The sequence below is a fragment of the Mesorhizobium sp. L-8-3 genome, assembly GCF_016756615.1.
Lineage (GTDB): Bacteria > Pseudomonadota > Alphaproteobacteria > Rhizobiales > Rhizobiaceae.
The window spans coordinates 2780099-2793230 of the sequence record NZ_AP023262.1; the positions used below are offsets into that span (position 1 = coordinate 2780099).

The 13132-nt window shown below is 64.4% G+C and carries 12 protein-coding genes; 6 read left to right on the top strand and 6 right to left on the bottom strand.

The features are described from left to right. Nucleotides 1-9 precede the first annotated feature (9 nt). Together JN302_RS13090 and JN302_RS13095 are read right to left on the bottom strand one after the other, a co-directional pair. Nucleotides 10-969, bottom strand: a complete 960-nt coding sequence (locus JN302_RS13090; protein ID WP_202312692.1) for an ABC transporter permease — start codon at nt 967-969, stop codon at nt 10-12. Between the two features lie 14 nt (nt 970-983). Beyond that, nucleotides 984-2573 carry an ABC transporter substrate-binding protein gene (locus JN302_RS13095; RefSeq protein WP_202312694.1) on the bottom strand — a complete coding sequence of 530 codons (1590 nt, stop codon included), beginning with the start codon at nt 2571-2573 and terminating at the stop codon, nt 984-986. Between the two features lie 635 nt (nt 2574-3208). Between JN302_RS13095 and JN302_RS13100 the strand changes: the two genes are divergently transcribed. Both JN302_RS13100 and JN302_RS13105 read left to right on the top strand, forming a co-directional pair. Beyond that, nucleotides 3209-3457 (top strand): type II toxin-antitoxin system Phd/YefM family antitoxin, encoded by a 249-nt coding sequence (locus tag JN302_RS13100; protein ID WP_202333162.1) that lies wholly within the window; start codon nt 3209-3211, stop codon nt 3455-3457. Then, a complete protein-coding gene (locus JN302_RS13105; RefSeq protein WP_202333163.1) occupies nt 3447-3728 on the top strand; it encodes a type II toxin-antitoxin system RelE family toxin in 282 nt (93 codons plus the stop codon). Before JN302_RS13100 ends, JN302_RS13105 begins: the two co-directional genes overlap by 11 nt. Before the next feature lie 13 nt (nt 3729-3741). Here JN302_RS13105 and JN302_RS13110 read toward each other — a convergent pair whose 3' ends face one another. From JN302_RS13110 to puuE, 4 genes are all read right to left on the bottom strand, one after another. After that, nucleotides 3742-4335 carry a nucleoside deaminase gene (locus JN302_RS13110; RefSeq protein WP_202333164.1) on the bottom strand — a complete coding sequence of 198 codons (594 nt, stop codon included), beginning with the start codon at nt 4333-4335 and terminating at the stop codon, nt 3742-3744. Between the two features lie 4 nt (nt 4336-4339). After that, on the bottom strand, nt 4340-4840 hold the full coding sequence (locus JN302_RS13115; RefSeq protein WP_202333165.1) for an ureidoglycolate lyase: 501 nt from the start codon (nt 4838-4840) through the stop codon (nt 4340-4342). Between the two features lie 83 nt (nt 4841-4923). After that, the gene (locus tag JN302_RS13120) at nt 4924-5757 is read right to left on the bottom strand and encodes a bifunctional allantoicase/(S)-ureidoglycine aminohydrolase (protein ID WP_202333166.1); all 834 of its coding nucleotides are present in this window, start codon (nt 5755-5757) and stop codon (nt 4924-4926) included. 11 nt (nt 5758-5768) lie between these two features. Further along, nucleotides 5769-7202: an allantoinase PuuE gene (puuE, locus tag JN302_RS13125; protein ID WP_202333167.1), complete on the bottom strand. Its 1434-nt coding sequence runs from the start codon at nt 7200-7202 to the stop codon at nt 5769-5771. Nucleotides 7203-7386: 184 nt separating this feature from the next. On the opposite strand from puuE, the gene uraH reads away from it, so the two are divergent. From uraH to xdhC, 4 genes are all read left to right on the top strand, one after another. Continuing rightward, nucleotides 7387-7752 (top strand): hydroxyisourate hydrolase, encoded by a 366-nt coding sequence (gene uraH / locus JN302_RS13130; protein ID WP_202333168.1) that lies wholly within the window; start codon nt 7387-7389, stop codon nt 7750-7752. Between the two features lie 2 nt (nt 7753-7754). Beyond that, nucleotides 7755-9236, top strand: a complete 1482-nt coding sequence (gene xdhA, locus JN302_RS13135) for a xanthine dehydrogenase small subunit (RefSeq protein WP_202333169.1) — start codon at nt 7755-7757, stop codon at nt 9234-9236. A gap of 11 nt (nt 9237-9247) precedes the next feature. Further along, nucleotides 9248-11593, top strand: a complete 2346-nt coding sequence (gene xdhB / locus JN302_RS13140; protein WP_202333170.1) for a xanthine dehydrogenase molybdopterin binding subunit — start codon at nt 9248-9250, stop codon at nt 11591-11593. A 177-nt stretch (nt 11594-11770) separates the two neighbouring features. Then, on the top strand, nt 11771-12751 hold the full coding sequence (xdhC, locus tag JN302_RS13145) for a xanthine dehydrogenase accessory protein XdhC (protein WP_202333171.1): 981 nt from the start codon (nt 11771-11773) through the stop codon (nt 12749-12751). Nucleotides 12752-13132 lie beyond the last annotated feature (381 nt).

Here is a 13132-nt window from a genome sequence, read left to right on the forward strand (position 1 = left end):
GCCGCCCCCTCATTTCGGATGCCTGAGCCGCGGATTGGCGATGATCGCGGCGATGTCGGCGACGATGTTGAGCCCGATATAGACCGCAGCGAAGATCAGGCCGCAGGCCTGCACTACCGGGACGTCGCGCTTGGCGACGTGGTCGACGAGATATTGCCCCATGCCGGGATAGACGAAGATGACCTCGACCACCACGACGCCGACCACCAGGAAGGCGAGGTTGAGCATCACCACATTGATGATCGGCGCGATCGCATTCGGGAAAGCGTGCCGGCGGATGATGTCGAGCGGCGACAGGCCCTTGAGCTCCGCCGTCTCGATATAGGCGGACTGCATGACGTTGAGGATCGCCGCGCGCGTCATGCGCATCATATGGGCGAAGACCACGAAGGTCAGCGCCAATGCGGGGAGCGCGATGGCTCTCATCCGGTCGAGGAAGGGCATTCCGTCATAGACCGTCGAGACGCTGGGCAGCCATTGCAGCTTCACCGCGACGAAATAGACGAGCAGGTAGCCGATGAAGAACTCCGGCAGCGAGGTCGAGGCGAGCGCGATGCCTGATATCGTCTTGTCGACCGGCCCGTTGCGGTAGCGCACGGCGATCAGCCCCGCCGCGATTGCCAGCGGGATCGACAGGATCGCGGCCCAGAAGGCCAGGAACAGCGTATTCGACAGCCGGCCGCCGAGCGATCCGGCGATATCCTGCCGGCTGGTGAGCGCGGTGCCGAGGTCGCCTGTCAGCACGCCGCCGAGCCAGCGGAAATATCTGACATAGGCGGGATCGTTGAGGCCGAGTTCCTCGCGCAGATTGGCCAGCGCCTGCGGCGTGGCCGACTGGCCAAGGATGGATTGCGCGACGTCGCCGGGCAGGATCTGCGTGCCGGCGAAAATCAGGACCGAAACGGCCAGGAGCAAGAGGATGCCCAGCGCTATGCGCTGGGCAACCAGTTTCACGATGGGAGAGCGCATCGGGCAGCCTGGACTCAGGCCGCGACCCAGCACTCGGCGAGCGCGTAACCGTCCATCAGTTCGGCGGCGGGGTGCTTCTCGTAGCCGGCCACCTTGTCGTTCGACGCGTCGATGAACTCGTTGAAGAAGGGGACGATCAGCCCGCCTTCGTCGCGCATGACGATGGCGATGTCGCGATACATGGCCTTGCGCTTGGCCTCGTCGAGTTCCGCGCGCGCGGCCAGCACCATCTTGTCGAATTCAGGCCGTTTCCAGCGCGTGTCGTTCCAGTCGGCGCCGGAGAGATAGGCGGTGGAGTACATCTGGTTCTGCGTCGAGCGGCCGCCCCAATAGGAGAGCGAGAAGGGCTGCTTGTTCCAGACCTCCGACCAGTAGCCGTCGCCCGGCTCGCGCTTGACCTCGATGGTGATGCCGGCCTTGGCGCAGCTCTGCTGGTAGAGCTGGGCGGCATCGACCGCGCCGGGGAAGGCGACGTCGGATGTCCTGAGGAGGATCGGGCCGCTGTGGCCGGACTTCTTGTAGTGGAACGCGGCCTTCTCCGGATCGAACTTGCGCTGCTCGATGTCGTCCGAGAAAAGCGGGTAGGCCTTGTTGATCGGGAAGTCATTGCCGACCGAACCGTAGCCACGCAGGATCTTCTCAAGCATCTCCTCGCGATCCATCGCGAGCTTCAGCGCCATGCGCACGTCGTTGTTGTCGAACGGAGGCGTGTCGCAGAACATGTTGAACGGATAGAACCCACGCCCGGCGACGTTCTGGATCGTGACGCCGGGAATGTTCTTGATCAGGTCGACGATCTTCGGCTCGACGCGGTTGATCAGATGCACCTGGCCGCTCTGGAGCGCGGCCGTGCGCGCCGTGGCGTCGTTGATGACGATGATCTCGACCTGGTCGGCATGCCCCATCTTGTCGCCGCCCCAGAAATTCTCGAAGCGCTCGCCGCCCTGGCGGACACCCGGCTCATTGACGGTGACCTTGTAGGGGCCTGCGCTGACGCCCTCGCTCGGATTGTCCTTGCCGCCATTGGGCTGGATGATGAGGTGATAATCGGCCATCAGATAAGGGAAGTCGGCATCCGGCTCGGACAGGGTGACGATCACCTCCTTGCCGTCGGCCTTGATGGCGGAGAGGCCCTTCATGACGCCGAGGGCGCCGGACTTCGAGTTCGCGTCCGAATGGCGCTCGAGCGTCGCAGCGACATCCTGCGCCGTCACAGTCTTGCCGTTGTGGAACTCGATCCCGTCGCGGATCTTCATCGTCCAGGTCTTGCCGTCGTCCGAAGCGCCGATCTCCTCGGCGATGCGGTTCTCCAGGGAGCCGTCACGGTTCAACCGCACGAGATACTCGCCCCAGCATTTGCCGAAATTGAAAGGCACCTGGCTCAGGAAACTCGCCGGATCGAGGCTGTTGGTTGCCTCGCCGCCGACCAGGCCGGCCTTCAAGGTACCACCCTTGACCGGGCCCGCCGCCCTGGCTGCACTGCCAAGAAGCGTGTTGGCGAAAGATGCGGCGACGCCGAGCGCTGCGGCGCGGCCGAGAAAATCACGCCGGCTCATCTTGCCGGCGGCAACGCGTCTGCTCAGGAATTCCAGCTCATTGGACATCGAGTGCTCCTCACTCCGTTGGTACTGACCAAGGGTATTTTTTATGATTTTTGTGTAGGGAATATTGGCCGCAACGGAAACCATGCCGCAAGGCCGAATGCGACATTCGGTGGCGTAATTGGCAATGCATGCTGGACCAAGCCGCGCCTGGTCAAGGATGGGCGCGACGGATCACTTCCTCGAAATCGCAGTTGAAGGCCGGGCTTTCGCCTGGATGGGCCTCGATGCGACCGGTCAAAAGAACACTGTCCGCGTCGCACCGGCACAAAGCTGAAGGTTTGCGAGCGCTCGGACTGTTCTTTTCGCGACGGCGCCTGTGTCCGATGCGTCGGGCCACGCGTCGCCGCGGATCGTTGCGTAGCGGTGGCCGGCGAAACAAGGATGGCCAGGGGCGTTACGATCCGGCAGCCGGCAACCATCCGACATGACGATACACCCAGTCGCGGAACTCGACGACCTCGCGCGGGAGCGGCCGGTTCCCCGAATTCTTGTCCCCATTCGTCGCGATACCCTGTCAGAAACGCCACGAGCGCCGCGAAGGTGTCCCAATTTCTCCTCGTTAGCTTGATGAAATACCCATTGCCTGTATCTAATTTGGTATTATTTTAGGTGCCATATTTAGAACGGAGATTGGTATGCCCCATACGATCCTGGCCGAGGTGACGGCGAGCGTTTCGGAGCTGAAGAAGAATCCCATGGGTACGGTCGCAGCAGGGGACGGCTTCCCGGTGGCAATCCTCAATCACAACGAACCGGCCTTTTACTGTGTTCCTGCAAAGGCTTTCGAAGCGCTGATGGACCGGCTCGAGGACCTGGAGCTCAATGCCATCGCAGATGCCCGCAAGGATGAACCGCGGGTCCCGGTCAATCTCGATGAAATATGACATCGAGTTCCTCGAACCCGCCCTGAAGGAATGGAAACGGCTTGATGCCAATACGCGTGACCAGTTCCGAAAGAAGCTGAAGGAACGGTGCGAGAATCCTCGGATTCCGGCAGCGAAGCTGTTCGGAGCGAAGGACCGCTACAAGATCAAGCTGCGGAGCATCGGCTACCGGCTGGTCTATGAAGTCGTCGATGACAGGCTGGTGGTTCTCGTCATCGCCATCGGAAAACGTGAGCGATCGGAGATATACGAGACGGCGAAGAAGCGCTGAATGGATGCCGCCGTCAATTCAGGGGAATGTCGTTGTCCTGCTTGCCGGACTGATAGGTCTCGGACAACCGGTCGTAGCGGGCCGCGATCGCTCCGGCGCGCGCTTCCAGCCGGGCGCGCTCGGCCTCGGGCAACTGACGCATCAGCTTGCGCAGCGAAAAGCTCTTCCAATAGGCGTTCTCGGCGTTGTAGCCGCCGGGTTCGAGCGTGAAGACCTCCTTGAGGATCTTCAGATCGTGCGGGATCGCGAAGGAGTCGCGCGAATCCTCGTGGCTGAACAGGTAGTAGAAATTGTCGAAGCCGGTCCAGGTGATCGCCGACAGGCAGAGCGAGCAGGGCTCATGCGTGGCCAGGAACACGCAATCCTTCGTGTCGGGCCGATCCGCCTTCGACATCTCGTAGAAACGCTTCAGACAGTGCACCTCGCCGTGCCAGAGCGGATTCTCCGTCTCGTTGTTGGTCTCGGCGAGCACGAGCGAGAGATCGTCCTTCCTGAGGATGGCGGCGCCGAACAGCTTGTTGCCGTGAGCCACACCTTCGGCCGTCTTCGGCACGATGTCGTGTTCGATCACGTCGAAGAGCCTGTCGATCAGCGAGACATCGGTCATGGGTTCAATCCTCGACAGGGAGATGGATTTCATAAGGGTGCGAGAAGTGGAACTCCTCGAGGTTGGAGCCGTCGCCGCCGCGATCGACGACGACGAAATCCTGCGGCTCGCCGACCGGCGTCAGCACGCCATGCCAGAGATTGCGTGGATAGTTCACGCCCTGGCCGGGCCTGGTCAGGAAGGCATGCGGCGTCGCCGGGCCGTCCTCGCCGTCATGACAGACCACCACGACAAAGGGGTGCGGCGACAGCGGGATGAAGGCCTGGCTGCCGAAGGGATGGCGCTCGACCATCGAAAGCTTCAAGGGAAAATCATAAGGGGTGCCCCTGAACAGATTGATCAGCACATGGCCGTTCGGCCCGGCCGCCTCGGCCCGGGCCAGGGCATGGTAGCGCTCGGCCTTGCCGCCATTGATCGGATAATGGTTGTCCGTCGCGGTATCGATCACGTCGCCGAACTCGGCGAAATTCTCCCGCGTCAGGATCCTGGCGACGATCCGCTGCATGGCATTTTCCTCCAGTCTGGCGTCAGCCGCCCTTGGAGCATCGGACACGAAAGTGGACCCGGTTTCGGGGCAAATCCGATGCTCTATCGCCGGCCTGCGCCGAGCTTCATGTGTCGGTTGACGTCCTTGTAGAGCAGGTAGCGGAAATTGTCGGGGCCGCCGGCATAGCAGGCCTGCGGGCAGAAGGCGCGCAGCCACATGAAGTCGCCGGCCTCGACCTCGACCCAATCCTGGTTGAGCCTGTAGACGGCCTTGCCTTCGAGCACATAGAGCCCGTGCTCCATGACATGGGTCTCGGCGAAGGGGATGACCGCGCCCGGCTTCAGCGTCACGATGGTGACATGCATGTCGTGGCGCAGGTCGGCGGGGTCGACGAAGCGGGTCGTGGCCCAGCCGCCGTCGGTGCCGGGCATCGCGCTCGGCTCGATCCCGGCCTCGTTGGCGAAGAAGGCCTCGGGAATGTCGATGCCGTCGACGAATTCGTAGCTCTTGCGGATCCAGTGGAAACGGGCCGTGCCGCCGCTCTCGTTGCGCAGCGACCAGCGGCTCGCGGGAGGCAGGAAGCCGAACCCGCCCTTTTCGACGATGTGCTTCCTTCCCGCGACCGTGACGGCGATCTCGCCCTCGACGACGAACAGCACGCCTTCCGCGGTGCTGTCGGGCTCGGGGCTGTCGCTGCCGCCGCCGGGGGCAACTTCCATGACGTATTGCGAGAAGGTTTCCGCAAAGCCCGACAGGGGGCGAGACAGCACCCAGAGCCGCGTGCCTTCCCAATGCGGCAGGAAACTCGTGACAATGTCCTGCATCACCCCTTTCGGGATGACCGCATAGGCTTCGGTGAACACGGCGCGGCCGGTCAGGAGCTGGCTCTGCGGGGGATGTCCGCCCCGGGGGGCGTAGTAGGTGCGGTCGACCATGGGCACGTTTCCTAGGCGGGCAGAATGTCTTTCAGCCTGAGCAGGGCGATGCGCTCGACCTGCCGGCAGGCTGTGGCGAATTCGGTGGCGCGGTCATTGCCGATCCGGGTCTCGAAGGCAGCCAGGATTTCGGCCTTGGTCTTGCCGCGCACCGCGATGATGAACGGGAAGCCGAAGCTGGCGACATAGTTGGCGTTCAGCCTGGTGAAACGCTCGCGTTCAGCATCGGTGAGGGCGTCGAGCCCCGCCGAAGCCTGCTCGCTCGTCGATTCCGCTGTCAGGCGCTTCGCCTGGGCGAGCTTGCCCGCGAGATCCGGATGCGCCGTCAGCACGCCGAGCCTTTCGGCTTCGCTGGCTGAGCGGAACACCCGGCACAGCGCATTGTGCAGCCCGCCGGCGCTGTCATGGGCCGGGCCGAGTTCGAGATCGAAGGCGCGCTCGGCGATCCAGGGCGAATGCTCGAAGATGCCGCCGAACTTCGCGACGAACTCGTCGCGCCCGAGGCGCGAGGGACGCAGCGCCGGCGCGCTGTAGGGATGATGCTCATGCCAATGGCGGGCGATATCGATGCGCCGGGCGAGCCAGACCTTGTTGTGGCTCTTCACATAGTCAATGAAACGGCGGAGTGCGGCGGCGCGGCCTGGCCTGCCGACAAGCCGGCAGTGCAGGCCGATATTCATCATGCGCGGCCGGCCGGCCTTGCCTTCGGCATAGTGGGTGTCGAAGGCATCCTTCAGATAGGCGAAGAACTGGTCGCCCGAGTTGAAGCCCTGGGGTGTCGCGAAACGCATGTCGTTCGCGTCGAGCGTATAGGGAATGACGAGCTGCGGCCGGATCGGATTGCCGTGGCCGTCGTGATCGAGCCAGTAGGGCAGTTCGTCGTCATAGGTGTCGGAGACGTAATCGAAGCCGCCTTCTTCCGCCACCAGCCGGACGGTGTTGGCGGATGTGCGTCCCGTATACCAGCCTGTCGGCCGCTCGCCGGTGACCTCGGCGTGCAGCCGGACCGCTTCGGCCAGGTCACGGCGTTCGTCCTCGGCGCCGTAGTCGCGGTAGTCGATCCACTTCAGGCCGTGCGAAGCCGTTTCCCAGCCGGCTTCCTGCATGGCCGCGACCTGGTCGGGGGAGCGGGCCAGCGCGGTGGCAACACCGTAGCAGGTGACCGGCACGCCGGTTTCCACGAACATGCGATGCAGCCGCCAAAAGCCGGCCCGCGCACCATATTCGTAGATCGATTCCATGTTCCAATGACGGAGGCCGGACCACGGCTGTGCGCCAACGATCTCCGACAGGAAGGCTTCGGATGCGGCGTCGCCGTGGAGCACGCAATTCTCGCCGCCTTCCTCGTAGTTGACGACGAACTGAACCGCGACATAGGCGCCGCCCGGCCACTTCGGATCGGGGGGATTGGCGCCGTAGCCGCGCATGTCTCTGACGTAACGCATCGAACTCTCCGAATTGCCAAAGGCAGGATATCAAAGGGCCGGGGCTTCATTCCCTCGAAAATTTTTGAAAGTCTTTTTGTGACGCTCCGCTTCACCGGGTTTTATCCTTGGCCTCTAATGCATAGCCCTCAATTCGGGCATAGATTACCGTTCGCGTTCGAATGTACCGGCAATGGGAGGCCGAATGTCGATTGAGAAAACCGGGCGTCTGACGACCCACGTGCTTGATACGGCATCCGGCAAGCCCGCCGCGGGCCTATCCATCTCGCTCTACCGCCTGAGCGGCGAGACCCGCACGCATCTGAAGACCGTCACGACCAATGACGACGGACGCTGCGATGCCCCGCTGCTGCAGGGAGCGGAGTTCGCGGCCGGCGAATACGAGCTGGTCTTTTCCGCCGGCGACTATCTGCGCCGGCAGGGCGCCGCGCTGCCTCAGCCGGCATTCCTGGACATCGTGCCGATCCGCTTCGGCATGGCGGAGGCCGCGCATTACCATGTGCCGCTGCTGATCTCGCCCTATGGCTATTCGACCTATCGCGGGAGCTGAGCATGGCCAAGATGAAGACCCGAAACACGCTCCGCTTCATCCTCAACGGCGAGGACGTCTCGCTGGCCGACGTCGCGCCCGACGAGACCCTGCTCGACTATCTGAGGCTGCGCCGTGCGCTGCGCGGCAGCAAGGAAGGCTGCGCCGAGGGCGACTGCGGCGCCTGCACCGTGCTGATCGGCAAGCTGGTCGACGGCCGGCTCGTCTATGAAAGCGTCAACGCCTGCATCCGCTTCCTCGGATCGCTCGAACGAACCCATGTCGTGACCATCGAACATCTCAAGGGAAGCGACGGCCAGCTCCACCCCGTCCAGCAGGCGATGGTCGACTTCCACGGTTCGCAATGCGGCTTCTGCACGCCGGGTTTCGTCATGTCGCTCTACGGTCTGTGGATGCAGAACCCGCAGCCCTCCGACGCGGCGATCGAGAAGGCCCTGCAGGGCAATCTCTGCCGCTGCACCGGCTATGAGGCGATCATGCGCGCCGCGCGCGCCGTATCGAACTACGGGAAGGCCGCGAAAGACCCGCTGGCGGCCGAGCGCAAGGCCGTGGCGGCGCGCCTGGCGGCGCTCGCCGACGGGGCCCGGGTCGAGATCGGCGAAGGGCGGAAGCGCCTGGTGGTGCCCGCCAATGTCGACGATTTCGCCAGGGTGCTCGAGGCAGAACCCGAGGCGACCGTCGTGGCCGGCGCGACCGATGTCGGCCTCTGGGTGACAAAGTTCATGCGCGAGATCTCGCCTGTCGTCTTCATCGGCGGGCTCGACGAACTGCGCGCGATCACGGAAGAGAAGGGGGCGGTCACCATCGGCGCCGGCGTGACCTACACCGAAGCCTTCGCGACCTTGTCGAAAAAGATCCCGGCGCTGGGGCCCCTCATCGATCGCCTCGGCGGCGAGCAGGTCCGCAACATGGGCACGATCGGCGGCAACATCGCCAACGGTTCGCCGATCGGCGACACGCCGCCGCCGCTGATCGCGCTCGGGGCGGAACTCACGCTGCGCAGAGGCAAGAAACGGCGCACGATCCCGCTCGAGAGCTTCTTCGTCGCCTATGGCAAGCAGGACCGCAGGCCCGGAGAATTCGTCGAGTCGGTGCGCGTTCCCTTTCCGGCGAAGACCAGCCGCTTCGCCGTCTACAAGGTGTCCAAGCGCCGCGACGAGGACATCACTTCGACGCTTGGCGCGTTCCATCTGACGCTCGCCAGGGATGGAACGGTCGGCAGCATCCGCATCGCTTATGGCGGCATGGCTGCCACGCCGAAACGCGCGGCGGCGGTCGAGGCGGCGCTCATGGGCAGGCCGTGGACCGAGGCCACGGTCGAGGCGGCCATTGCCGCCTTCGACAAGGACTTCACGCCGCTCACCGACATGCGCGCCTCGGCCGATTACCGGGCGCTCGCCTCGAAGAACCTGCTTCGGCGTTTCTTCGCCGAAACCAGCGGCACGCCCGGACCGATCCAGGTTACCCGCTACGAAGCGGCTTGAGGGGAATGGCGATGAACAAGCACGCGGCAGTCGACCTGAAAGCGGCGAAGATCACCGGCGGGGTCGGTAACGACCAGCGCCACGACTCGGCCCACAAGCATGTGTCCGGAGAAGCCGTCTATATCGACGACATGCCCGAGCCTTCCGGCACGCTCCACGGCTGCCTCGGTCTCGCGACCGTCGCGCATGGCACCATCCGCAAGATGGACCTCGCCGCGGTGCGAGCCGCGCCCGGCGTCGTCTGCGTGCTGACGGCGAAGGACGTGCCGGGCGAAAACGACATTTCGCCGACCGGACGCCATGACGAGCCCGTGCTGGCCGACGGCAAGGTGCAGTTCCACGGCCAGCCGATCTTTGCGGTCATCGCCGGGACCCGCGAGGAGGCGCGCCGCGCCTGCCGGCTGGCTGTTGTCAAATACAGGGAGTTGCCCGCCATCATCGACATCGGCGGGCTCGATCCTGACAAGGACAAGCTGGTCACTCCGCCGCTCACGCTGAAGCGCGGCGACGCCGGCGAGGCCATCGCCAAGGCGCCGCGCCGCGTGAAAGGCAAGATGCGGATCGGCGGCCAGGACCATTTCTATCTCGAAGGCCATATCGCGCTCGCCATTCCCGGCGAGGACCACGACGTCACCGTCTATTCCTCGACCCAGCATCCGAGCGAGGTCCAGCATATGGTGGCGCATGCGCTCGGCGTGCCGAGCCATGCGGTCACGGTCGAGATCCGGCGCATGGGGGGCGGCTTCGGCGGCAAGGAGACCCAGTCGAACCAGTTCGCCGCGCTCGCCGCGATCGCCGCCAAGAAGCTCGGCCGCGCCGTGAAGATCCGGCCGGACCGCGACGACGACATGACGGCAACAGGCAAGCGGCACGATTTCCTGGTCGACTATGAGGTCGGCTTCGACGACGAAGGCAACATCCTCGGCGTCGACTACAGCTATGCGGCGCGCTGCGGCTTCTCCTCGGATCTGTCGGGCCCTGTGACCGACCGGGCGCTGTTCCACTGCGACAACGCCTATTTCTATCCGAACGTCCATGCCCGCTCGGCGCCGCTCTACACCAACACCGTGTCGAACACCGCCTTCCGTGGTTTCGGCGGCCCGCAGGGCATGGTAGCGGCCGAACGCGTCATCGACGAGATTGCATTCGCCACAGGCAAGGATGCGCTCGACATCCGCAAGCGGAATTTCTACGGCACCACCGACCGCAACGTGACGCCGTATCACCAGAAGGTCGAGGACAACATCATCCACCGCATCGTCGCCGAACTCGAGGAGAGCTCGAACTATGCGCGACGCCGGCGGGAGATCGCGGCCTTCAACAATAACAGCCGCATCGTCAAGCGGGGCCTGGCGCTGACGCCCGTCAAGTTCGGCATCTCCTTCACCGCCACCCACTACAACCAGGCCGGCGCGCTGGTGCATGTCTATACGGACGGATCGGTGCATCTCAACCATGGCGGCACCGAGATGGGGCAGGGGCTCTATCTCAAGGTCGCGCAGGTGGTGGCCGAAGAGTTCCAGATCGATCTCGACAAGGTCAAGATCACCGCCACGACGACGGGCAAGGTGCCGAACACATCGGCTACGGCTGCTTCGTCCGGTTCCGATCTCAACGGCATGGCCGCGCAGAACGCGGCGCGGCAGATCCGCAAGCGGCTCGCCGATTTCGCCGCCGACAAGTTCCAGGTGCCGGCCGACCAGGTCGTGTTCCTGCCCAACCGGGTGCGGATCGGCAACCAGGAGATTCCCTTCGCCGAACTGGTGAGGCAGGCCTATTTTGCCCGCATCCAGCTCTCCGCGGCCGGCTTCTACAAGACGCCGAAAATCCATTGGAACCGCGACAAGGGCGAGGGGCATCCCTTCTATTATTTCGCCTATGGCGCGTCCTGCTCGGAGGTCTCGGTCGACACGCTGACGGGCGAATATATGATCGAGCGCACCGACATACTGCACGAGACCGGGCGCTCGCTGAACCGGGCGATCGATCTCGGCCAGGTCGAAGGCGGCTTCGTCCAGGGCGTGGGCTGGCTGACCACGGAGGAATTGTGGTGGGACGACAAGGGCCGGCTCAGGACGCATGCGCCCTCGACCTACAAGATCCCGCTCGCCTCGGACCGGCCCAAGGTGTTCAACGTGACCCTTGCCGACTGGCCGGAAAATCACGAGCCGACCATCCACCGCTCGAAGGCCGTGGGCGAGCCGCCCCTCATGCTGGGCATGTCGGTGCTGCATGCGCTGTCCGACGCGGTGGCGAGCGTGGCCGACCACAGGATCTGTCCCCGGCTCGACGCGCCGGCGACGCCGGAACGTGTGCTGATGGCGATAGAAGAGCTGCACGCCGAAGCTGCGAAGTAGCAAGGTCCGATCGCCGTACTATCTATTGGAGATGGCGATGCTCGTGGAGACCCCCCTCTGGCCTGCCGGTGATTGGCCGAGTGGTTGCGGCCGTCGGACTTCTCCCCGTGAAGGACGGGGAGAGACTGCTTGCGGCGACCGCGCCGCCAATCGCCATAGTCGTATGGTGGCCTCGTCATGACCGCTACCGCCCGCAGCCTCATTGCTTTCCTCGCCGCCTCGCCGGTGGCGGCGCTGGTCGAGGTGGCCGAGGCGAAGGGCTCGACGCCGCGCGAGAAGGGCGCCCGGATGCTGGTGTCGCCCGCGGCCATCTTCGGCACCATCGGCGGCGGCCAGCTCGAATTCATGGCCATCGACAAGGCTCGGGCGATGCTGAAGGAGCGGGCTCCCATGCTCGCCGCCGAAGCGGGTATGGACGCCGCTTCCGACGCTCTCGCCGTCAGCGGGGAGGTGTCTCCGCCCGGTCCGTCTCCCCGTTCACGGGGAGACGGTGCCCGAAGGGCGGATGCGGGGCAGCGTCAAGTTGGAATGGCCGCCATCATGCTCGATATCCCGCTCGGTCCCGAGATCGGGCAATGCTGCGGCGGGCGCGTGGCGGTCGGCATCCGGCCGATCGACGAGGCGCTGCGGCAGGAACTGATCCGGGACGCCGAGGCCGAAGACGCGCGCCGGCCGCATGTCTATGTCTTCGGCGGTGGCCATGTCGGCCTTTCGCTCGCCTCCGCCTTCGCTCTCTTACCGGTCGAGACGATCGTGGTCGAAACGCGGGCTGACGCTCTGGAGTCGATGCCCGACCCGGTGACGACGCGGCTCACGCCGATGCCCGAGGAGATGGTGCGCGAGGCGCCGGTGGGTGCGGCTTTTGTGGTGCTCACGCATGACCATGCGCTCGACTTCCTGATCGTGGCCGAGGCGTTGAAGCGCGACGACGCGGCCTATGTCGGCATGATCGGCTCGAAGACCAAGAAGGCGACCTTCAAGAGCTGGTATTTGAAGACGGCTGGCGGCACCGAAAAAGGCCTTGCCCGGCTGGTCTCGCCGATCGGCGGCGGAACGGTGAAGGACAAGCGCCCCGCCGTGATCGCTGCTCTCGCGGCGGCCGAGATCATGACGGCGCTGCTGTCGGGCAAGGCGGCGGCTCAAATTCCGTCGCTGTGACATTTGATTGACCGCTGATGCAGACCATCATGGCGGCCAAATGGCAAACAAAGGCCAAACCATAGATCCAGCCAGATACTCCGCTGCGGCGCATTTCGAGTTCTCATGCTCAGTCCGGCATCCCCGCGTTGATCCAGCCAGACTTCGCACGGACGATTGATATCAATGGCACTGGATGTTGATACATGCAGTGGGCGTGGGTGCTGCCGCCCACGCGGCCTCAAACGGCGGCGCAGTCCCTCCGGGCCGCGTTTTCACTCCAAAGGTTGATCTCGTCGACCGTTGGAGTGAAAAAGGTGATCGGTACCGCTCCCGCTGCCGAAGCCACTTTGCCTGAAGCCAAGGGCACCAGGGTTCTTGGTCGATTGCTGGCTCGGCTGG